Here is a 23,003-nt window from a genome sequence, read left to right on the forward strand (position 1 = left end):
CATCGTTGGTCTCCTTGGTGGCTAGTGTGCCCGGGGACCTCTAACTATGGATGGACCAATTTTACGGGGAGTCGACAATGCGAGCAACGCGCGCAGCCTCTCTATGGGTCACAGATTCCAATCGATCCGCATGCCCGCAATCAATGCATTCTTCAGATCGCTGGTGCGGGTGGGTTCGTTGAACTGGTCCGGGTTGATCACGTAATGCAGGTTCGGCGCGATGCGCAGGCGCTTGGTGACCTGGATGCCGTAGCTGAGCTCCATCATGATCTGGTTGTCGGCCGGGGTGCCGGTGCCGCCGGCCGAGGCGCGGGCCAGGCGCAGGTTTTCGATCGCCTCGTCGCTGTATTTCTGCTGGGTGATCACGAAGGCGATGTTGTCCTGCGGGCGGCTGGCGAAGGTGCCTTTCTGCACCAGGCCCAGTTGTACGAAGTGGTCCTCGATCGCCTGGCCGCCGGTGCTCTTGAGGATGGCGCCGAACACGGTCAGGCCGCGGGCGCCGGACGGATCCGGATTGGTGACCTGTTGTTCGAAGCGGGCGAACATGCCCGAGCGGCCCTGCTTGTTTTCGTAGCCAAGGCCGCTGAGCACGGCCGGGTTGCCGTTGCGGTCGCGTAGTGGGTCGGTGTAGTCGGAGTTGTCCTGCCAGCCGCCCAGTTCGTACATCGCGGCCATGCTGCCGTCGCCGCCCTTGTTCTTGTAGCCGACCGCGTAAGGCACCACCACGCCGGTGGTGTCGTCGGTGCTCCACTTCAGGCCGTGCTGGCCATCCTGGGCCTGCACCGGGTTCACCTCGTAGGCGCCCACATGCACGTAGACCTTGGGCGTGACCCAGGCGGTGGCATGCGCGGCCCAGCTGGAGACCGGCCAGTAGGTGAAGTTGCTGGTGCGGAACACGAAGGTAGGGTTGCCGCAGGCCGAGTTGCCCTGGAAGTACTGGCACAGGTCCGAGCCGAGGAAGTGGATGTTGGCCACGCTGCGGCCGGCTTCCAGTTCCAGGCGGTCGTCGAAGAGTCTTTGCAGCAGGGTGAAGTTGGCCAGCCGCGTGCCCTGGCCGCCGTAGATTTCCTGTACCGAGGTGCTGTTGCCGATGCTGCTGTTGGACAGGTTGGTGCCGTGGCGGTTGGTGACGTACAGCTTGACCGTGGCGCCGCCCCAGCCGAACAGGCGGTCCATGTCGACATCGGTGCCGACCATCAGCTGGCCGGCGTAGGCATCGCCGTTCTTGCGGCCGCCATCAATCATCGACGCCGCTTCGCCGGTGTAACCCAGCTTGAGCTTGAAGGCATCGGCGGCATCCTGCGCATGGGCGAGCGGGGTCAGCGCCAGTGCCAGCGACAGGCACAGCAGGCGGGGACGGGCATGGCGGGGGGCGAGGGCGGTCATGGCAGGACTCCGAACGAAGGAAGGCGTGGCCGGGTGGCGAACGCGACAGCTAGGGGATGGGCAAGCCGCCGGCCGCGCACGAAGGTGCGCAGCGCAGCGGTGAAACCAGTCAGGGGTGGAGTGGGGCGGCGATCAGGCGTAGCGCATGCGCGGATGGCAAGCGGCAATGGCGAGGTGGCCGACCGTCAGGCGACCACGTCGGCCACCGGCTTCTTGAGCAGGCGCAGCGCCACCGCGGTGACCACCACGCCGACCACCAGGGCCAGCACGTAATTGAGCAGGTGGGTCACCGCGTTGGGGATCAGCAGCACGAAGATGCCGCCGTGCGGTGCCTTCAACTCGGCACCGGCGGTCATCGAGATCGCGCCGGCCACGGCCGAGCCGATCACCAGCGCCGGGATGGTGCGCAGCGGGTCGCGCGCGGCGTACGGGATGGCGCCTTCGGTGACGAAGGCCAGCCCGAGCACGCCGGCGGCCGTGGCCGAGCCGCGCTCTTCCACGGTGAAGCGGTTGCGGAACACCCAGGTGGCCAGTGCGATGCCCAGCGGCGGGGTCATGCCGGCGACCATGGCCGCGGCCATCGGGGTGTAGACCTGGCTGGCGATCAGGCCGGTGGAGAAGGCATAGGCAGCCTTGTTGACCGGCCCGCCCATGTCGAAGGCCATCATGCCGCCAAGCAACAGGCCCAGCAGCAGCGCGCTGCTGCCCTGCATGCCGCGCAACCAGGCGGTGAGCCAGGCCAGCAGGTCGGCGACCGGTTGGCCGAACACATACATCATCGCCAGCCCGACCAGCAGCGTGCCCAGCACCGGTAGGATCAGCACCGGCTTGAGCCCTTCCAGGTTGCGCGGCAGGCGGATGTAGCGGTTGAGCGCGGCCACGCCGTAGCCGGCGATGAAGCCGGCGATGATGCCGCCGAGGAAGCCGGCATTGAGGTTGGCCGCGACCAGCCCGCCGATCATGCCCGGCGCGATGCCCGGGCGGTCGGCGATGGAGTAGGCGATGTAACCGGCCAGCGCGGGCACCATCAGGGTGAAGCCGGCCTTGGCGCCGATCTGGAACAGCGACCAGGCCAGCGTGCCCTGGTGCGCATCGTCGCCGGCATAGATGCCGCCGAGCGCGAATGCCAGTGCGATCAACAAGCCGCCGGCGGTGACGAAGGGCAGCATGAACGACACGCCGGTCATCAGGTGCTTGTAGGCGCCGGTGCGGCCGTTGCCCGCGTTTTCGGCCTTGGCGGCGCCTGCGACCGGCACCGCGCCGCCGTGCACGCCGGCTTCGGCCAGCGCTTTCTGGATCAAGGCCGGGCCATCGTTGATGGCCGGCTTGGTGCCGCTCTTGAACAGGCGCTTGCCGCCGAAGCGGGCCAGGTCGACTTCGCGATCGGCAGCGATCAGCACCAGGTCGGCATCGCGGATTTCCTCGTCGGTCAGGGCGTCCTGCGCGCCTACCGACCCCTGGGTTTCCACGCGGATCTGGTAGCCGAGTTTCTTCGCGGCCTGCTGCAGGCCTTCGGCGGCCATGAAGGTGTGCGCGATCCCGGTGGGGCAGGAGGTGATTGCGACGATGCGCTTGCTGCCGGCGCCTGCGCTTGCTGCGGCAGCCGATGCATTCGCGGCGGCCGGTGTGGCGAGCTTGTTCACTGCCGCGGCCGGGTCGTCCAGCACCGCGCCCAGGCTCAGGCGCAGCAGCTGCGCATCGCCGAAGCGGGCGGTGTCGGCATCGGCGTCGCCGATCACCAGCACCTGGGTGGCGCCGCTGGCCAGGTCGCCCGGCAGTGCGCCGAGCACACCCTGGTCGCTGCGGATTTCGATCGTCACGCTGCGCCCGGCGGCGGTGGCCGCGCGGCGCAGCGCTTCGGCCGCCAGGACGGCTTCGGTGCTGCGGTCGCCAGCGGCGATGACCACGATGGAAGAGGACATGCAAATCTCCTGCGTTGTTCGGTCGCCGGCGAGCGCCGGCGGGATACGTGGTGTCTTGCGCAAGACCCGGGCGCGTTGCGGTGGTGCTCCCACCGGGCGCGCCGCCGGCCTTGCTAGGAGAGCTGGTCGATGACGACCTCGCCGGTGAGCTTGCGTACCTGCTGCGGGTTCAGCCGGCGCGCATCGCCGCTTTCCAGCCGGCTGACCGAGAACGCCGTCGCCAGCCGCGCGCACTGTTCCAGGTCGGTGGAGTCGTCGAGTAGCGCGGCGGCCAGGCCGGCCACCATCGCGTCACCGGCGCCCACGCTGCTGCCCTGCGCCAGGCGCGGCGGACGCGCGATCAGGCGCTGGTCGCGCTGCACGAACAGGGCGCCCTCGGTGCCCATCGAAATGACCACCAGTTGGATGCCGCGGGCGATCAGTTCATGCGCGGCGGCGCTGAGCGCGGCGCGGTCGGCCAGCGGGCGGCCGGTCCAGGCTTCCAGTTCGTGCCGGTTCGGCTTGACCGCGTACGGCAGCGCCTGGCGTTCGGCACCGAGCGCGGCCACCAGCGGCGCGCCACTGGTGTCCAGCAGCACACGCGCACCGGCGGCGCTGGCTTGCGCCTGCAGCTGCGCCCAGCTGTCGTCCGGCAGGCCGGCCGGCAGGCTGCCCGACAGCACCACCGGCAGGCCGGGCCGCAGCAGCGGGGCGAGGTGGTCGGCCACGCCCTGCAGGTGCGGCTGGCCCAGGCGCAGGCCGGGCAGGTTGATGTCGGTGGTGTCGTTGCTGCGCGCCTCGACCAGCTTGAGGTTGGTACGGGTCTCGCCGGCCACGCGCTGGCAGTGATCGGTGATGCCGCGCTCGCGGAACAGCGCCTCGAACACGCAGGCATTGCCGACCCCGAGCACGCCGAGTGCGGCGACCTGGCTACCCCAGTCGGCCAGGCAGGCGGCCACGTTGATGCCCTTGCCGCCGGCATCGTTGCGCACGCTGCTGGCGCGATGCACCGCGCCCGGCTGCAGGCTGTCGAGCTGGATGGTCTGGTCGATCGCCGGGTTCAGCGTCACCGTGATGGCATGCAGGTTCATGCCTGGCCCTCGCGCGTTGCTTCGAGCGCGCGCACCTGCTCTGCGGTTTCGCAGTCCAGCGCCTGCTCGGCCAGCTGCTGCAAGGTGCTCAGCGCGGTGCCGCGCAGGCGTGCCTTGACCGCCGGGATGTCGTTGGGCGTCATCGACAGTTCCTGCACGCCCAAACCGGCCAGCAGGCTGGCGCCGAACGGATCGCCGGCGAGACCACCGCATACGCCCACCCAGCGGTCGTGTTTGCGTGCACCTTCGATGGTGCTGCGGATCATGCGCAGCACGGCCGGGTGCAGGCTGTCTGCCTCGGCGGCCAGCTCCGGGTTCTGGCGGTCGATCGCCAGCACGTATTGAGTCAGGTCATTGGTGCCGATGGAGAAGAAATCCGCATGCCGTGCCAACACGTCTGCCTGCGCGGCGGCGGCTGGCACCTCGATCATGATGCCGATCGGCACCTCGGGCGCGTCGAGTTCGGCGCGGATGCGCGTGCAGATGGCGCGCAGGGTGATCAGCTCCGGCACCGAGGTGATCATCGGGAACATGATCGACAGCCGCGCCCCGTCCTTGGCGGCGCGGTACAGCGCACGCAGCTGCGGTTCGAGCAGGTCCGGGCGACGCAGCAGCAGGCGCGCGCCGCGCACGCCCAGGAACGGGTTTTCCTCGTGCGGCAGCTCCAGATGCGCCACCTGCTTGTCGCCGCCGATGTCCAGCGCACGCACGATCAGCGGGCGGCCATCCAGCGCCTGCGCCATCGCCAGGTAGGTCTGGTACTGCTCGTCTTCGCTGGGTGTGCTGCCGCTTTCCAGGAACAGGAATTCGGTGCGCATCAGGCCGACGCCTTCGGCGCCCTGGGCCAGCGCCATCGCGACCTGGTCAGGCAGGTTGACGTTGGCGCCGATGTCGATGTGGTGGCCGTCGGTGGTTTCTGCCGGCAACGCGCGCTGCGCGGCCTCGCGCTCGCGGATGGCCTGTTGCTCGGCGATATGCGTACGGGCGGCGTCCAGATCCAGTTCGGACGGGTTGATGTACAGCCGCCCGCTACTGCCGTCGATGATGGCGGTGACGCCGTCTTCGATATCCAGCAACTGGCCGCCGGCCGCGACCAGCGCCGGCAGGCCGAGCGTTCGCGACAGGATCGCGGTATGCGACGTCGGCCCGCCTTGCGCGGTGGCCAGGCCGAGCACGCGCGCGGTGTCCAGGTTGGCGGTGTCCGACGGCGACAGATCGCCGGCGAGCAGGATGCAGGGCTGCTCCGGTAGGTCGGTCAGGCCGGCGCCGGCGGCGGCCGGGTCGAGCTGGGCCAGCACGCGGCGGCCGACATCGCGCAGGTCGGCGGCGCGGCCGGCCAGCACCGGGTTGCCGAGTGCGGCCAGGCCGGAGGCGATCTGTTCCACCGCCTGATGCCACGACCACGCCACGCCGTGGCCTTCGACCATCAGCTGGCAGGTGCGGGTGATCAGGTCGGTGTCGTTGAGCAGTTCGGCCTGGGCCTTGAAGATCGCCGCGTCCGAGGCGCCGAGCCGGCGCTGGGTGTCGTCCTGGATCGCCGCCAGCTGCTGGCGGGTGCGGGTCAGCGCGTCGTGCAGCAGCGCGCCGCCATCGCCCAGGCCGACCGGTTGATCGGCCACTTCGGTCTGCGCCGCACGCAGCCGGTGCACGATGCCGATCGCCACGCCCGGGCTGGCGCCGATGCCGACGATGGCCGGCTGCGCCTGCGGCGGCGTCCAGCCGACCACCGGCGCGGCGCGGCGTTGCGCGGCGCGTTCGGCATCGGCCTTTTCCTGCGCGGTCAGGCTGTCCATCACCGCGCGCAGGCGCTTGAGCAGCGCGCCCGCATCAGTGCCTTCGGCCGAAACGGTGATGCTGTCGCCGGCACGCAGGCCCAGCTGCAGCAGGCCGACCAGGCTCTTGGCATCGGCGGCCTGGTCGCCGGCGCGCACCTGGGCGCGCGCCGAGAAACCGCGTGCGGTCTCGGCCCAGCGGGTGGCCGGGCGGGCGTGCAGGCCGCTGGGGTAGGCGATGGTCCACGCGAAGGTTTCGGCCAGGTCGGTGGCCGGAGCGGCGCTGGTGTCGGGCGCACGGTCGCCGGTCAGGGCGGCCACGATCACGCCGGGGTCGTCGGTGGTGAACAGCGCTTCCAGCTGGGCCGGGTCCTGGATCAGGCGGGTCAGCCGGCGCAGCAGGGTGATGTGGGTGTCGGACTGGGCGGCGATGCCGACCACCAGCCGGGTGGTCTGGCCCGGGTTCCACTCCACGCCCTCGGGCAACTGCAGCACCGCGATGCCGTCGCGGCGCACCAGGTGGCGGTCTTCTCCGACGCCGTGCGGGATCGCCAGGCCGTGGCCCAGGAAGGTATTCGCCAGGCCTTCGCGGCGTCGCATGCTGGCGTCATAGCCCGGCGCCACGCAGCCGGCGGCGACCAGCAACTGGGCGGCCTGCGCGATGGCGTCGTCCTTGTCGCGGGCATGCGCACGCAGGCGCACGAGTTCGGGGGTGACGGGGGCGGCTGGCGACGGAGAGGACAAGACGGACTCCGGGGTAGGAACGGGCTGGGCAGTATAGTGGGAACGTTCCCACGTTCCAGGTCAATGTGCGCTGCACAAAAACGTTGTAGTGCTTTCGGGTTAGCATCGAATCAGACACGGCGCCTGGCCCCAGGTGCGCAAATGGAGCGGGAACGGTCCCAGTGAGTATCAGCATCAATGACGTGGCCCGGGTGGCCGGGGTTTCCAAATCGACGGTCTCGCGCGCGCTGGGCACCGGCCCGGTCAGCGAGGAAGTACGGGCCAAGGTCGAGGCGGCGGTGCGCCAGACCGGCTACCGGCCCAACCTGATGGCGCGGCGCCTGCGCTCCCAGCAGTCCGGCATCCTGGGGGTGATCGTCGCCGACATCCGCAACCCGTACTTCACCGCGCTGATCCGCGCGGTGGAGGAGGTCGCCTATCGCGCCGGCATGCGCGTGACCCTGTGCAATACCGACGAAGACCCCGAGCGCGAAGCGCTGTACCTGCAATTGATGCAGGAAGAACGCATCACCGGGTTGATCTTCGCGCCGACCCGCAACACGGTCGGGCGTATGCACGAGTTGGTGCTGGACTACCCGACCGTGCTGGTGGACCGCGCCGGCCCCGGCAGCCGCTACGACAGCGTGGTGCTGGATAACGCCGCAGCGATGGGCGAACTGGTCGCGCATCTGCAGGCGGAGGGCTATGAACGCATCGGCGGGCTGTTCGGCACCAGCACCACTGCGGCCGAGCGCCGCAACGGCTATCTGGCCGCGATGGGCGCGCCCGGGCTGACGCCGGCCTACCGCGAAGTGGCGCCCACCGCCGAAGCGGCGATTGCCGAAGTCGGTCAATGGCTGGCCGGTGCAGACCGGCCCGAGGCCATTGTCACCAGTAACAGCCTGCTGTTGATGGGCGCGCTCAAGGCTGCCCGCACCGCGGGTCTGCGCCTGCCCGACGACCTGGCCCTGGCCGGCTTCGACAACGAGCGCTGGACCGACCTGGTGGAGCCCGGCATCACCGTGGTCGAGCAGCCGGTCGAGGACATGGGCCGCGCAGCGATGTCGCTGCTGCTGGAGCGCTTGCGCAATCCGCAGCTGCCGATCCGCCGCATGGTGATGACCGGCCGCTGCGTGGTGCGTGGCTCCACCGGTGCACGCACGCCATCGTAGGAGCGCACCCGGGCGCGACGGGGGGTATCGGTAACGCCCGTCGCGCCCGGGTGCGCTCCTACGAGACATCACTGTTGCGCAGCCCAAAAAAAGCCCCGGCATTGCCGGGGCTTTTCGTTCTACGCCATGTCCCGGATCAACGATCCGGACGATGACTTCCGGCGTCGCCCTGGTTGGCCAGGTATTGCTTGGACTGTTCGTCCAGTTTGTCGCCCAGCATGCGGCGCACCACCACGAAGAACAGCGGGATGAAGATCACGCCGAGCACGGTGGCGAACACCATGCCGCCGATCACGCCGGTACCGATGGAGTGACGCGAGTTGGCGCCGGCACCGGTGGAGATGGCCAGCGGCAACACACCCAGGATGAAGGCGAACGAGGTCATCAGGATCGGGCGGAAGCGCAGGTGTGCCGCTTCCAGCGTCGCCTCGCGCAGCGTCTTGCCTGCCGCGCGCTGTTCCACCGCGAACTCCACGATCAGGATCGCGTTCTTCGCCGCCAGACCGATCACCGTGATCATGCCGATCTTGAAGTACAGATCGTTGGGCAGCCCACGCAGCATCGAGAAGGTGATCGCACCCAGCACACCGATCGGCACCACCATCAGCACCGCCACCGGAATCGACCAGCTCTCGTAGAGTGCGGCCAGGCACAGGAACACCACCACCACCGACAACGCCAGCAACAGCGTGGCCGCATTACCGGCGATGATTTCCTGGTACGACATGCCGCTCCAGTCGAAGCCGAAGCCCGGCGGCAGATCGTTATTGACGATCTCCTCCATCGCCGTCATCGCCTGGCCGGAGCTGCCGCCCGGCGCCGGATTGCCGACGATGTTCACCGCCGAATAGCCGTTGTAGCGGTTCAGTGCCGGCGAGGCGTAGGTCCAGTTGGCCTTGACCACATTGCTCAGCGGAATCATTCCCGGCTGCCCATCGGCACCGACTGCTGTCGCACTGGGGCTGAAGAAGCTGCGCAGCGACTCGGGGCCGGTGCGGAACTGGTCGTCGGCACGGATGTTGACGCGCTTGATGCGGCCTTCGGAGAAGTAATCGTTGATGTAGACAGGCGCCAGCATCAGCTGGATCGAGCTGTAGATGTCGCTGACGTTCAGGCCCATCGACTGCGCCTGCACACGGTCCACGGACAGCTGCAGCTGTGGCGCGTCTTCCAGGCCGTTCGGGCGCACGCCCACCATGGTGTCCTGCTTTTCCGCCGCCTTGCCCAGCACGATGTTGCGCGCCTGGGTCAAGGCTTGCTGGCCTGCGCCGGAGCGGTCCTGCAGCCACATGTCGAAGCCGCCGAACTGGCCCAGGCCCTGCACGGTGGGCAGGTTGACCACGAAGATCTGCGCGCCCTTGATGCCGTAGAAGGCACCGTTGAGCTGCTGGATCAACTGCTCGGCAGTGACGTCACGCTCTTCCCACGGCTTGAGCCGGATGAAGCCCATGCCGACGTTTTCGCCCGAGCCCAGGAAGCTGAAGCCGGCGATCTGCAGCATGCCTTCCACGGCCGGCTGCTTCTCCAGCACCGCACGCATCTGCGCGAATGCCTCGTTGGTACGGATCTTGGTCGCGCCCGGCGGCAGCTGCACGATGGCCACCGCAAAGCCCTGGTCTTCTTCCGGCAGGAAGCTGCCCGGCATGCGGGTGAACAGGAAACCGCACAGCACCACCAGCACCACGAACACGATCATCCACGGCGGCGAGCGCTTGAGGGTGTGGCCGACCACGCCGACATAGCGATGCGCCAGCTTGTCGTAGTACTTGTCGAAGGTGCGGTAGATCCAGTTTTTCTTGGTCGAATGGGTCGACTTGAGGAACGCGCCGCACAGCGCCGGGGTGAAGCTCAACGCCAGGAACGCGGAGAACCCCATCGACATGGCGATGGTCAATGCGAACTGCTTGTAGATCGCACCCGAGGCGCCGGGCTGCAGCGAGGAGGGGATGAACACCGCCGCCAGCACCACGGTGATGGCCACCACCGCGCCGGTGATCTGGGTCATCGCCTTCTGGGTGGCCGCCTTCGGCTCCAGGTGCTCCTCGCTCATGATGCGTTCGACGTTCTCGATCACCACGATCGCGTCGTCGACCACGATGCCGATCGCCAGCACCATCGCAAACAGCGTCAGCTGGTTGATGGTGAAGCCGATCATGTACATGCCGAAGAACGTGCCCAGCAGCGCGACCGGAATCACCAGCGTGGGAATCACGGTGGCGCGGAAGTTCTGCAGGAACAGCAGCATCACCAGGAACACCAGCACGATGGCTTCCACCAGCGTGTGGATCACTTCCTCGATGGAGATGCGCACGAAGGTGGTTGATTCGTACGGCGCAAACCAGGTCACGCCCTGCGGGAAGGTCGGCTGCAGTTCGTCGAGCTTGGCACCGACCGCCTCGGACACGTTCAGGGCATTGGCGCCCGGCAACAGCTGGATACCGAAGGCGCCGGTGGGCTTGCCGTTGTACTGGGTGTCGAAGCCGTAGTTGCTCGGCCCCACGGTGACCCGCGCGACATCCTTCAAGCGCACCGTGGCACCGTTGTTGTCGGTGCGCAGGATGATGTTCTCGAACTGGTCCGGCGAGCTGAAGCGGCCCTCGGCCGACACCGTGGCGGTGAAGCTGATGCCCTCCGGGGTCGGGTCGGCGCCCACCGAACCGGCAGCGAACTGCACGTTCTGGTTACGCACCGCGGTCAGCACCTGGGTCGCCGACAGGTTGTAGCCCTGCAGCTTCTCCGGGTTCAACCAGATGTTCATCGCGTACTCGGCGCCGAACTGGTTGGTGCTGCCCACGCCGGGCACGCGCGAGATCTGCTCAAGCACGCGCGAGCCGACGATGTCGTTGAGCGCGTCGCGGTTGATCGACGGGTTGTCCGAGCGCAACGCGGCCACCATCAGGAAGCCGGCGTTGGCCTTGGCCACCACCACACCCTGCTGGGTGACTTCCGAGGGCAGGCGCGGCGTGGCCAGCGACACCTTGTTCTGCACCTGCACCTGCGCGATATCCGCGTCGGTGCCGGTTTCGAAGGTCAACGTAATGGTCACGCGGCCATTGGCGGCCGAGGACGAGTTGAAGTACAGCAGGTGATCGATACCGGTGAGCTGCTGCTCGATGACCTGGGTCACTGCTTTTTCGGCGGTATCGGCGCTGGCGCCGGGGAAGTTGGCGGTGACGGTGACCTGCGGCGGGGCGATCGTGGGGTACGACTCGATACCCAGATTCAGGATCGAGATCACGCCCGCAAGCGAGATCAGGATCGCCACCACCCAGGCAAAGATCGGGTGTTCGATAAAAAACTTAGGCATGTCCGGGTTCCGTTACTGCTGCTTGGACTGGGAGTCGGCCGGCTGCGCCGCAGCGTCTGGCTTGGACTGTTCCTGCGCGGCCGGTGCCGCTGCATCGGCCTTGTCGGCTGCCGGTGCGGCCTGCGCGCCGCCACCCTGGGCGGCGGCGGGAGCGGCGCCCGCTGCGCCCGGCTGGCCGCCCTGCGCCGGCTTGTTCGGATCCCACGGCACGCCCTTTGCCTGCTGGCCTTCCTTGGCCTTCTGCACGCCATCGACGATCACCTGATCGCCCGGGGTCACGCCACCGGTGACGATCCACTGACCCTTCTGCTGGCCATCGACGGTGAGATTCTTGCGCACCACCTTGCCGTCCTTGCCCAGCACCAGCGCATAGGCGCCGGTGGCATCGCGCTGCACCGCCTGTTGCGGCATCAGGTAGGCGTTGTTGCGCTGGCCCAGGCTGGCCTTGAAGGTCACGAACGCGCCCGGCAGCAGTGCCTGTTCCGGGTTGGGCAGGGTCGCGCGCAGCGACACCGCACCGGTGCTCGGGTCCACCGTCACTGCCGACACGTCCAGCGTACCCGGGTGCGGGTACTGCGTGCCGTTGCCCAGTTCCACGTTGATGGTGGACTTGCCATCACCGCTGAGCTGCACGTTGCCGCTGCTCTGGGCCTGGCGCAGGGCGGCGAGTTCTTCGCTGCTCATCGCAAAGTTCACATACAGCGGGTCGATCTGGTCGACCGTGGTCAGCAGGGTCGCTTCACCCGAGCCCACCAGCGCACCCTCGGTCACGCGCTGGATGCCGGCGCGGCCGGTGATCGGCGAGGTCACGCTGGCAAAGCCGAGCTGGATGCGGGCGGACTGGACCTGGCCGCGTGCCTGCTGCACGTTGGCGCCGGAGGAGCGCTCGGTGGCTTCGGCGTTGTCGATGTCGGCACGCGACACGTACTGCTGCGGCGCCAGGCTGCGCGCGCGCTTGGCGGCGACCTGGGCATTGGCGTAGGTCGCTTCGGCGGCGGCCAGCTGGCCTTGCGCCTGCAGCAACGTCGCCTTCAGCGGCGCCGGGTCGATCTCGAACAGCGGCTGGCCTTCCTTGACGTCGGTGCCCTCGGTGTACAGCCGCTTGAGCAGCACGCCGTCGACACGTGCGCGCACGTCGGCCGAACGGAATGCCGACAGCCGGCCGACCAGGTCGCGTTCCAGCGGCAGGGTCTGCGGCTTCATTTCCAGCACCGACACTTCCGGCGGCGGCGGCGCCTGCTGTTGTTCGGGCTTGCTGCAGGCAGCCAGCGCCAGGGTGATGGCACAGGCCAGGCCGAATGTGCGGAGCGGGGCGATCATCAGGAGGAACTCCGTTAGGGTCTTGAAGTGAGAAAGGAAAGCGGGGACAGCGAAGGCGTGGCAGCGACCGCGGCAAATGCGCGCAGGAAGGTGTCGACAGCGAACTGCGCCCACTGCTGCCTGGCGGGAAGGCCGGCGCGGTGCGGCACCTGAAAGCGTTGTCGGTCGAAATCCAGACCGACGATCATGCTCAACAGCAGTTCGGCCATACAGTGCGGATCGTCATGGCGCAGCTGGCCGGCCTGCATCGCCTGCTCGAAGCGATGCGCCAGGCGTTGCTGCATGCCGACGACCCCATCCTGGAAAATCTGCTGCGACTGATCGGGGAACCGATGCGATTCGGCTTCCACCAACCGGCAGGTCTGTAACACATCCGGGCTGTTCAGGCGGTCAAGGTGGGCCAGCGCGAAGGCCAGCAGATCCTCGCGCAACTCGCCCGAGGCGGTGCCCAACGGCACCGTGGCCAGATGCACATGGTCCTGAAGGACATCGCGTAGCAGGTTTTCTTTACAACCGTAGTAACTATAGAGCGTCTGCTTGGAACAGCCGGCACGCTCGGCCACCGCATCCATGCTCAGCCGCATGCCGCGCTCGGCAAGCAGCGTATGCACAGCCGCATGGATGCGGCGATCGCAGTCCGAGCGCCGGGCAGCACGGTGGGAACGGGGGGTCATGGCGGTAGACTATACCGTCCAGTTTAGTTTTTAAACAGACTTGACGGTCGCAGTTCTGTCTGCGCAACGCCTTGTGCGTCAAGCGCCTGGCCGGACTTTGCCGGTTGTGGCGGTCCGGCGGGCGGATGCGCGGCCGCCAATCCGGCGCCGCTCGAAGAATTACAGTCGGGTAGTGCTCCGGTGCTGCGCCCGGGCCGGCGCCGGGCCAGGAATTTGCGCTATGCAGCAAGGCGTCTTCATCCAGCGCCGGTACAATTCAGGTTTTCCACCGAGCATCCCAGCGCTCTCATGACAGCCAAGAAAGCTGCTTCGAAATCGTCCACGCCGTCGGTCACACCGGTCGCCGAACATGCCGTCCCCGTGCTTGCCACCGCGCCGCAGGCGGTCGTCCTGGAGCCGGTGTTTGCCGCGTTGCGCAAGCGCTACCCGGCTGCCCGCCAGTCCGAGGTGCAGCTGTTCGCAGCCGACTTCTACCGGCGCATGGAAGAGGACGAGTTCCCCAACCACCCACCCGAGCAGTGGGCGGCCCTGGCGGCCGACATTCTGGAGTTTGCGCGCACGCGCAAGGCCGGCACGGTCAATGTGCGGGTGTTCAACCCGACCCTGAAGAGCCACGGTTACGAGTCGCCGCACACGCTGCTGCAGATCGTCAACGACGACATGCCGTTCCTGGTGGACTCGGTGAGCATGACGTTGTCGGACCTGGGCATCGGCGTGCACGTGCTCGGCCACCCGGTGCTGCGCATCGCGCGCGACAAGGCCGGCAAGCTGACCGCGGTGGGCGAGGGCAAGAGCGAATCGCTGATGGTGCTGGAGATCGACCGCCAGCCCGCCGACGACATGCCCAAGGTGGAAGCGGCGGTGCGCAAGGTGCTGGCCGAAGTGCGCGCGATCGTGCACGACTGGGCGTCGATGCGCGAAAAGATGGTGATGCTGGCCGACGACCTGGCCACCCGCCGCCTGCCGATGGACGACATCAGCCGCCACGAGGCGCAGGAATTCCTGCGCTGGGCGGCCGCCGACCACTTCACCTTCTTCGGCTATCGCGAATACCGCGTGGAGAAGCAGGACGGCCAGGATGTGCTGGCGCCGGTGGAAGAAACCGGCCTGGGCCTGATGCGCGGCCACGACACCTCCCCGGCGCGCCCGGTGACCACGCTGGCGGCGCACGGCCTGAACACCTCGGCCAAGCTCAAGGACGCGCTGATCCTGACCAAGACCAATGCGCGCTCGCGCGTGCATCGGGTCGGCTACATGGATTACATCGGCATCCTGGAATTCGATGCCAAGGGCCGCATCGTCGGCGAACAGCGCTTCCTGGGCCTGTTCACCTCCAGCGCCTACAACCGCCGCCCGTGGGAAATTCCGCTGGTGCGGCAGCGCCACGAATACGTGATGAGCAAGTCCGGGCTGACCCCGAGCAGCCACAGTGGCAAGGCACTGCGGCACATTCTGGAGACGCTGCCGCGCGAGGAGCTGTTCCAGTCCAACGAGGAAGAGCTGTATCGCACCGCGATCGGCATCCTCGGCCTGCAGGAGCGCGTGCGCAGCCGCATGTTCCTGCGCCGCGACAAGTACAGCCGCTTCATCTCCGCGCTGGTGTACATCCCGCGCGAACGCTTCAACACCGATGTGCGGCTGCGCATCGAAGCCTTGCTCAAGGATGCCCTGCACGGCGAATACATCGATTCCAGCGTGGTGCTGGGCGAATCGCCGCTGGCGCAGCTGCACCTGATCGTGCGGCCCAAGAGTGGCGAGGCGCTGGAATTCAACACCACCGAGCTCGAATCGCGGCTGGCGCATCTGCTGCGCAACTGGCGCGATGCCCTGCGCGAGGCGCTGGTGGCGCGGCATGGCGAGGTCAATGGCCTGCGCATGGCCGCCAACTTCGGGCGTGCGTTGCCGGCTGGCTATATCGAAGACTCGTCGATCGAATCGGCGGTGTCCGACGTCGAGCATCTGGCGGCACTGGAAGGCCCGGACGACCTGCATCTGAGCCTGCAGGAAATCCGTCGCGACGACGGCGTGCGGCTGGACGCCGGCGAAGGCCTGCGCCTGAAGCTGTATCGCCAGCTCGACGACATCCCGTTGTCCGATGCGATGCCGATGATGGAGAACCTGGGCCTGCGCGTGATCTCCGAGCGGCCGTATCGGCTGCAGGTGGGCGAAACGCCGGTCTACATCCAGGATTTCGAGGTCGAATCGACCTCCGGCAAGATCAACGCGGCCAACGCCGACGCCGGTTTCGGCGAAGCTTTCGAGCGGATCTGGAGCGGCGATGCCGAGAACGACGGCTTCAACCGCCTGATTCTGGCCGCCGGCCTGCACTGGCGCCAGGTCGCGCTGCTGCGCGGCTACTGCAAGTATCTGCTGCAGACCGCGGTGCCGTTCTCGCAGGCCTATGTCGAGGCGACGTTCACCCGTTACCCGCTGCTGGCGCGCCTGCTGGTGGAACTGTTCGAAGCGCGCTTCGATCCGTCCACCGGCAACGAGACCAAGGCGCAGATCTTTGCCGGGCAGGAACGCCTGCGCGAGGAATTGTCGGCACTGGCCGGTGGCGACGAGGCCACACTCAAGGCCCTGGAGCCGGTGTTGCAGGCGCGCGGCAGCGACCGCGATGCGCAGCAGGAAGCCACCCGCGCCACGCTGCTGAAGCTGATGGATCGCGTCTCCAGCCTGGACGAGGACCGCATCCTGCGCAGCTTCATCGGCGTGATCGACGCGACGCTGCGCACCAACTATTACCAGACCGACAAGCACGGCAAGCACGGCCATTGCATCAGCTTCAAGCTGGATTCTTCGACCGTGCCGGATCTGCCCAAGCCGCGTCCGTACCGCGAGATCTTCGTCTACAGCCCGCGGGTGGAAGGCGTGCACCTGCGCTTCGGCGCGGTGGCGCGCGGCGGCCTGCGCTGGTCGGACCGGCGCGAGGATTTCCGCACTGAGGTGCTGGGCCTGGTCAAGGCGCAGATGGTCAAGAACACCGTCATCGTGCCGGTCGGTGCCAAGGGCGGTTTCTACGTCAAGCGCTCGCCGGTCGGCGGCGACCGCGATGCGATCCAGGCCGAAGGCATCGCCTGCTACAAGCTGTTCATCCAGAGCCTGCTCGACATCACCGACAACATCGTCGGCGGCAAGATCGTGCCGCCGCCGCAGGTCGTGCGCCATGACCAGGACGACCCGTACCTGGTGGTCGCGGCCGACAAGGGCACCGCCACGTTCTCCGACATCGCCAACGGGCTGGCGCTGGACCACGGCTTCTGGCTGGGCGATGCGTTCGCTTCCGGCGGTTCGGTCGGCTACGACCACAAGGGCATGGGCATCACCGCGCGCGGTGCATGGGAGTCGGTCAAGCGCCACTTCCGCGCGATGGGGCGCGATTGCCAGAGCCAGGAATTCAGCGTGGTCGGCATCGGCGACATGTCCGGCGACGTGTTCGGCAACGGCATGCTGTTGTCGCGGCATATCCGCCTGCTGGCCGCGTTCGATCACCGACATATCTTCCTGGACCCCAATCCGGATGCCGCCGCCTCGTTCGCCGAGCGCGAGCGCCTGTTCAAGCTGCCGCGTTCCAGCTGGGCCGATTACGAGGCCAAGCTGATCAGCGCCGGTGGTGGCATCTATCCGCGCACGCTCAAGTCGATCGACATCAGCGCGCCGGTGCGCGAGGTGCTGGGGCTGGAATCCAACGTCAAGCAGCTCTCGCCCAACGAGCTGATGAACGCCATTCTCAAGGCGCCGGTGGACCTGTTCTGGAATGGCGGCATCGGCACCTATGTCAAGGCGTCCAGCGAATCGCACACGGACGTGGGCGACCGCGCCAATAACGGCCTGCGCGTCAATGGCGGCGAGCTGCGCTGCAAGGTGGTGGGCGAGGGCGGCAACCTGGGCCTGACCCAGCTCGGTCGCATCGAGGCCGCGCAGACCGGCGTGCTGCTCAATACCGACTTCATCGACAATTCGGCCGGCGTGGACACCTCCGATCACGAGGTGAACATCAAGATCCTGCTCAACGACATGGTGCAGGCCAAGAAGCTCACCTACGACGCACGCAATACGCTGCTCGCGTCGATGACCGACGAAGTGGCCGACCTGGTGTTGTGGGACAACTACCGCCAGAACCAGGCGATCAGCCTGATGGAGCGGATGAGCGTCAAGCGCCTGGGCTCCAAGCAGCACTTCATCCGCACGCTGGAACTGCAGGGCCTGCTCGATCGCCAGATCGAGTTCCTGCCCTCCGATGCCGAACTGTCCGCACGCAAGGCGCGCGGGCAGGGTTTGTCGCGCCCGGAGCTGTCGGTGCTGTTGTCGTACTCCAAGCTGGTGGCGTTCCAGCAGCTGCTGGAATCGGATATCCCCGAAGACCCGTATCTGTCCAAGGAGTTGCAGCGCTACTTCCCGCAGCCGCTGCAGAAGAAATACGCCGATGCGATGGAGCGTCACCGCCTCAAGCGCGAGATCATCGCCACTGCGGTGACCAACACCACCATCAACCGCATGGGCGCCACCTTCCTGATGCGCATGCAGGAAGACACCGGCCGCAGCATCGCCGAGGTCGCCAAGGCCTATACCATCAGCCGCGAAACGCTGGATGCGCGCGCGCTGTGGACGCAGATCGATGCGCTGGACGGCAAGGTGCCCGAGTCGGTGCAGATCGATGCACTGGAAGTGATCTGGCGTCTGCAACGCTCGTTCGTGCGTTGGCTGTTGTTGCGTCCGGGCCAGATGCCGGGCATCACCGCGGCGGTGGAGCGTTACCACGGCCCGTTCAACGACATCCGTATCGCTTCCGGCGTGCTGTCGGATGCGCAGCGCCCGCAGTACGAAGCCAGCGTGCAGGAATGGCAGGACAAGGGCCTGCCGCCGCAACTGGCGCAACAGCTGTGCGAGTTGCGTTACCTGGAACCGGCCTTCGACATCATCGAAACCGCGCGCACCCGCAAGCTCAAGCCGGTGGACGTGTCCAAGGTGCATTTCCGCCTGGGCGAAGCGCTGCGCCTGCCGTGGTTGTTCGAGCAGATCGATGCGCTGGAGGTCAACGGCCGCTGGCATGCAGTGGCACGTGGTGTGCTGCGCGATGAACTGGCCGCCCATCAGCGCGCGCTGGTGAGCCAGGTGCTGACCATGCCCGGCAGCAGTGCCGAGGACAAGGTGGCCAACTGGCTGGCACGCGACGATTCCAGCCTGCGCTTCACCCTGGCCATGCTGGCCGATGTGGCCGAGCAGAAGACGCTGGACTACCCGACAGTGTCGGTGGCGGTGCAGCGGTTGGGCCAGTTGGCGGCGCACGGGATGTAACTGTGTGCAGCGAGGTGATGGCGGAGCGAGTGATTCGCCATCACCTTGGCTGAGCTGATGCAGTTACGTGATTGTCTGCCCATGCACAAGGCGGCCAAGGGTTGCCTTGTTTACGTGCGGAATTGCTCCGTACGATCGCGAGCCCAATGCGTCGTCCGGGTGTGACCAATCGCGTGGTCCACATCCGGTCAGCTACGACACGCGCGCTGCCTTTCTGTGAGCATGTCTGCATGCCAGAGGCATGTCAGGCAACGCACGCGAGTAGGTGAACAATCCCAGGCTTCTTGACACTATCGAATAGTCCGATGAGTATCACCTAGCTGCAGTAGATCCTGCAGACGGGTGTGGAAGCCCGAAATCCAAGGCGCACGAGCGCCGGTCAACGATGGCGGTGCTCTCCACTATCCAAGGAGATCCCTCATGCCGCGTAACAATCCTGCCCATTCGGCCACTACCGCAACCGCCTCGCAGTCGACCGCCCATACCGTGGCCGATCATGCTGATGCGCGTGAGGACGTGTTCTTCCGTCGCCTGTCCGAGTCACGTGGTGCGGAAGCCACCAACGGCCTCCATTGGTCCGATCTGCCGATGCAATTTGGCCTGGCTCTCAAATGCGCGCATATCGATCACTGCTTGCTTGGACTGCAGGGCGTGTTGGAGATGCTGCACGCCGGTGAGGCGGCCCGCGAGGCAGGTCAACCTGGCCTGGGTGGCGAGCTCACCGATCGCCTGCTCTACGCGTCGCGTGCGCTGGCTGCGTCGGGAAAGGATTCGCTGCATGCGTTGCAGGAACGTCTTGCAGCTGCATCGTAAGGTGCAGTGCGAACGTCGGTCATCGAACGGCGTCGGACTTCCTGCATCCTGGCTGCGAGCAGCGTTGTTGGCGGGAGACCCGGATGCGCTGGACCGAATTGCTCTCAAGGTTTAGCGATTGAGTGATACAGCGCAGGTGGCGCTCACCAATGGCGACCTGCGCACGAATGCCGCGATAGTGTAGTCATCAGCGACTGAGTGGCATTCGCCATCGGGGCGACCTTTCGCATGAGGTGGGTCTGCACCGATTGCCGTGACCAGCTCACTCCCTTATCTGATCTTGACGACCACCTTGCCCTTGGCACGGCCCTGCGCCAGATACTCCAGCGCCTGCTTTGCCTGGTCGAACGCAAACACCTTGTCGATGACCGGGCGGAGGCGTTCGGCTTGGAGCAGTTCGCCGATCTTCGCCAGTTGCGCGCCATCGGGGCGTACGAACAGGAAGCCGTAGGCGACGTTGCGCTTGTTCGCCAGGCGGATGATCTTGCGGCTCATCATGGCAAAGACGAATTGCAGCACGACATTCAACCGGCGTGCACGTGCGAAGGCCGCGTCCAGCGGCCCGACCAGCGACACGATCCTGCCGCCGGGCTTGAGGATGGCGAGCGATTTTTCGATCGTATCGCCTCGCATCGTGCCAAGCACGATGTCGTAGCCATGCAGGACGGTTTGGAAGTCCTGCTGCGTGTAGTCGACCACCTCGTCCGCGCCAAGGCTGTTCACCAGCGCGACATTGCCGGTGCTGGTGGTGGTGCCGACGGTGGCGCCGAGGTGCTTTGCCAACTGGATCGCGATGGTACCGATGCCGCCGGAACCGGCAGGAATGAACACCTTCTGGCCGGGCTGCAGGCCGGCACGTTCGTTCAGGGCCTGCCAGGACGTGAGCGCGACCATCGGTAGCGATGCCGCCTGCACAAAATCCAGATTGGCCGGCTTCAGCGCTGCGGCGCTTTCCGGTACCGCGACATACTCGGCGATGGTGCCGCGGCCAAGATCGAACACACTGGCAAAAATCGCATCGCCCCGCTTGAAGCGGGTGACGCGGCTGCCGACGTCGATGACGATCCCGGCCACGTCGCTGCCCAGCGTGGCGGGCAGCTCGAACTTCACCACGGGTTTGAAGATGCCGGTGGGAATCATGTTGTCGATTGGATTCACGCCGGCGGCATGCACCTCGACCAGCAGTTCGTCGGGTTGCAGCGTCGGGCGGGCGCGCTCGCTGAAGCCGATGTCGGGAGATTTGCCATAGCGTTTGAAGGTGAGTGCTTTCATCTGGTTCCAGTCCAATGCCGTCGTTGTAGGGATGCGTGGCCGGGCGTGACGCGGGCCCTGGCCGCCTTCACCCCTGCGCTGGCAGAGCGATGCCAGCCGCTTGATCGCCACGTGCGCCATGGGAATCGATCGAACCCGTGCACGCGTGCGGCTGCGTGCCGTCTCCATGCAGATCCGCAGCGCTCACCAGGGCAAGCGTTGCGTGCAGCAGTGCCGCTCGGCCGGTCAGGCTGCCGGCTGATAACGCTCGGCGGCGTTCGCCTGCCGGATGTCGGACAGCAAGCCCTGGCGCGCGCCATCCAATGCGTCCCAACGTTCGGCCACGTGCAATGGCGGAATGGTGACCAGCTCGCGGCGATCGAAGCCGACCAGCGCGGCGTCGACTAGTTCGCCCACGTCCATCAAGTCGCTGAGCGTGTTGACGTCGATACCGGCGCGTTCCCAGATCTCGGTGCGCGTGCCGGCTGGCAGCACGGCCTGCACATACACGCCCTTGGCGCCCAGCTCCAGGTGCAGCCCCTGCGACAGGAACAGCACGAAGGCCTTGGTGGCGCCATAGACGGTCATGCCGAATTCGGGCGCCAGCCCCACCACCGAGCCGAGGTTGATGATCGCCCCGCTGCCGGACTGCGCAAAGCGCTGCGCAACCGCGGCGGACAGACGCGTCAACGCAGTGACATTGAGCGCGAGCAGGCGGTCGATCGCCTCGGCGTTCTGCTGCAGGATGCCGCCGGACTGCGCCATGCCGGCGTTGTTGATCAGGATGCCGATCTGCGCGTCATCGCGCAGGCGGGTTTCCACCGCGCCCAGATCGGCGGGCTGGGTCAGGTCGGCCTGCAGCACATCGACGCTGACGCCATGTGCATCGTGCAGACGCGTCGCCAGTGCATCCAGGCGGGCCTTGTCGCGTGCGACAAGCACAAGGTCATGGCCGCGTTGCGCGAAGCGCTCGGCATAAACGGCGCCGATGCCGGTGGAGGCGCCAGTGATGAGGACAGCGGGAAGTGTGGACATGCAGAATTCCTTGATGAGAGTGGATGAAGGACGGCAGGCGAGGCAGCCTCAGCCGGCGAGGGACGGGTAGTCGATATAGCCTTCGGCGCCACCGCCGTAGAGCGTGGCCGGATTCAACGGGGCCAGCGCCGCGCCGGTGCGCAGGCGCTGGACCAGATCGGGGTTGCTGATGAACGGGCGGCCGAAGGCCACCAGGTCGACGTTGCCTGCGCGCAACTGGGCGTTGGCCAGTTCCAGGTCGTAGCCGTTGTTGGCCAGATAGGTACGGGTGAACTTGCTGCGCAGCGCGGCATAGTCGAACGGGGCCGCGTCGCGCGGGCCACCGGTCGCACCTTCGACCACGTGCAGGTAGACGATGCCCAGCGCATCGAGCTGTTCGGCGATGTAGTCGTATTGCGGCTGCGGATCGCTGCCGGAAATGCCGCTTGCCGGCGACACCGGCGAGATGCGCACGCCGGTGCGATCGGCGCCGATCTGCTTGCTCACTGCAGCGACCACCTCCAGCAACAGGCGTGCGCGGTTTTCGATCGAGCCGCCGTAGGCATCGGTACGCTGGTTGGCGCCGTCCTTGATGAACTGCTCCAGCAGGTAGCCGTTGGCGCCGTGGATTTCGACACCATCGAAGCCGGCGGCAATCGCATTGGCCGCTGCCTGGCGGAAGTCGTCGACGATGCCCGGCAGTTCGTGCAGCTCAAGCGCGCGTGGTTCGGAGACATCGGCAAAGCCGTTGTTGACGAACACCTTGGTCGCCGCGCGGATCGCCGACGGCGCAACCGGTGCGGCGCCGCCCGGCTGCAGGTCGACATGCGACACCCGGCCCACATGCCACAGCTGCACGAAGATGCGCCCGCCCTTGGCATGCACGGCGTCGGTGACTGCACGCCAGCCGGCGATCTGCTCGGGCGTGTACAGGCCGGGGGTGTCCTGATAGCCCTGGGCCTGCGGCGAGATATGGGTGGCCTCGGTGATCAGCAGGCCGGCCGAGGCGCGCTGGGCGTAGTAGGTGGCCGCCAGTGCGCTCGGCACCAGGCCGGCGCCCGCACGGTTGCGGGTCAGCGGGGCCATCACGATGCGGTTGGCCAGGGTCAGCGCGCCCAGTGCATAGGGTTCGAACAGCGAAGGGTGAGTCATTGGCGGTGCTCGGAATCAGTGGTTGACAAAGATTACGATCAAAATCTAAAGTGTCAACACTTTGATGACGAATGACATCAAAGTAAGCTGTCGCTCTCACCAGTCCCGCACAAGCACGGAGTGTCCCAA

13 protein-coding genes are annotated in these 23,003 nt (G+C 66.9%); 3 read left to right on the forward strand and 10 right to left on the reverse strand.

Annotated elements, in window-relative coordinates; genetic code table 11:
• Positions 1 to 108: 108 nt before the first annotated feature.
• From LL972_RS16440 to ptsP, 4 genes are all read right to left on the reverse strand, one after another.
• A complete protein-coding gene (locus LL972_RS16440) occupies positions 109 to 1,386 on the reverse strand; it encodes a carbohydrate porin (RefSeq protein ID WP_228328504.1) in 1,278 nt (425 codons plus the stop codon).
• Positions 1,387 to 1,571: 185 nt separating this feature from the next.
• On the reverse strand, positions 1,572 to 3,308 hold the full coding sequence (locus tag LL972_RS16445; protein WP_228328505.1) for a PTS fructose transporter subunit IIC: 1,737 nt from the start codon (positions 3,306 to 3,308) through the stop codon (positions 1,572 to 1,574).
• A gap of 113 nt (positions 3,309 to 3,421) precedes the next feature.
• Positions 3,422 to 4,378: a 1-phosphofructokinase gene (gene pfkB / locus LL972_RS16450; protein WP_228328506.1), complete on the reverse strand. Its 957-nt coding sequence runs from the start codon at positions 4,376 to 4,378 to the stop codon at positions 3,422 to 3,424.
• Entirely contained in the window at positions 4,375 to 6,894 is a 2,520-nt protein-coding gene (ptsP, locus tag LL972_RS16455) for a phosphoenolpyruvate--protein phosphotransferase (RefSeq protein WP_228328507.1), read from the reverse strand. Before ptsP ends, pfkB begins: the two co-directional genes overlap by 4 nt.
• A 161-nt stretch (positions 6,895 to 7,055) precedes the next feature.
• Here ptsP and LL972_RS16460 point away from each other — a divergent pair, with 161 nt between their 5' ends.
• Positions 7,056 to 8,045: a LacI family DNA-binding transcriptional regulator gene (locus tag LL972_RS16460; RefSeq protein WP_228328508.1), complete on the forward strand. Its 990-nt coding sequence runs from the start codon at positions 7,056 to 7,058 to the stop codon at positions 8,043 to 8,045.
• 136 nt (positions 8,046 to 8,181) lie between these two features.
• Here the strand turns inward: LL972_RS16460 and LL972_RS16465 are convergent, their stop codons facing one another.
• From LL972_RS16465 to LL972_RS16475, 3 genes are read right to left on the reverse strand one after another with little or no spacing between them, the layout of a single operon-like run.
• On the reverse strand, positions 8,182 to 11,352 hold the full coding sequence (locus tag LL972_RS16465) for a multidrug efflux RND transporter permease subunit (RefSeq protein ID WP_228328509.1): 3,171 nt from the start codon (positions 11,350 to 11,352) through the stop codon (positions 8,182 to 8,184).
• A gap of 12 nt (positions 11,353 to 11,364) precedes the next feature.
• A complete protein-coding gene (locus tag LL972_RS16470) occupies positions 11,365 to 12,672 on the reverse strand; it encodes an efflux RND transporter periplasmic adaptor subunit (RefSeq protein WP_228328510.1) in 1,308 nt (435 codons plus the stop codon).
• A gap of 14 nt (positions 12,673 to 12,686) precedes the next feature.
• On the reverse strand, positions 12,687 to 13,346 hold the full coding sequence (locus tag LL972_RS16475) for a TetR/AcrR family transcriptional regulator (protein ID WP_228328511.1): 660 nt from the start codon (positions 13,344 to 13,346) through the stop codon (positions 12,687 to 12,689).
• Between the two features lie 288 nt (positions 13,347 to 13,634).
• Between LL972_RS16475 and LL972_RS16480 the strand changes: the two genes are divergently transcribed.
• A complete protein-coding gene (locus tag LL972_RS16480; protein WP_228328512.1) occupies positions 13,635 to 18,644 on the forward strand; it encodes an NAD-glutamate dehydrogenase in 5,010 nt (1,669 codons plus the stop codon).
• A 516-nt stretch (positions 18,645 to 19,160) separates the two neighbouring features.
• Complete coding sequence (locus tag LL972_RS16485) at positions 19,161 to 19,457, forward strand: hypothetical protein (RefSeq protein WP_033481698.1); 297 nt, start codon at positions 19,161 to 19,163, stop codon at positions 19,455 to 19,457.
• A 270-nt stretch (positions 19,458 to 19,727) separates the two neighbouring features.
• On the opposite strand, the gene LL972_RS16490 is transcribed toward LL972_RS16485, so the two are convergent.
• From LL972_RS16490 to LL972_RS16500, 3 genes are all read right to left on the reverse strand, one after another.
• Complete coding sequence (locus LL972_RS16490) at positions 19,728 to 20,849, reverse strand: NADP-dependent oxidoreductase (RefSeq protein WP_323134223.1); 1,122 nt, start codon at positions 20,847 to 20,849, stop codon at positions 19,728 to 19,730.
• Between the two features lie 105 nt (positions 20,850 to 20,954).
• Positions 20,955 to 21,743, reverse strand: coding sequence for an SDR family NAD(P)-dependent oxidoreductase (locus LL972_RS16495; RefSeq protein WP_228328513.1), 789 nt, complete (start codon positions 21,741 to 21,743; stop codon positions 20,955 to 20,957).
• A 48-nt stretch (positions 21,744 to 21,791) separates the two neighbouring features.
• Positions 21,792 to 22,874, reverse strand: a complete 1,083-nt coding sequence (locus LL972_RS16500; protein WP_228328514.1) for an alkene reductase — start codon at positions 22,872 to 22,874, stop codon at positions 21,792 to 21,794.
• Between the last annotated feature and the right edge of the window lie 129 nt (positions 22,875 to 23,003).

Origin of the sequence: Xanthomonas campestris pv. asclepiadis (assembly GCF_020784175.1) — a bacterium.
GTDB lineage: Bacteria > Pseudomonadota > Gammaproteobacteria > Xanthomonadales > Xanthomonadaceae > Xanthomonas > Xanthomonas campestris_D.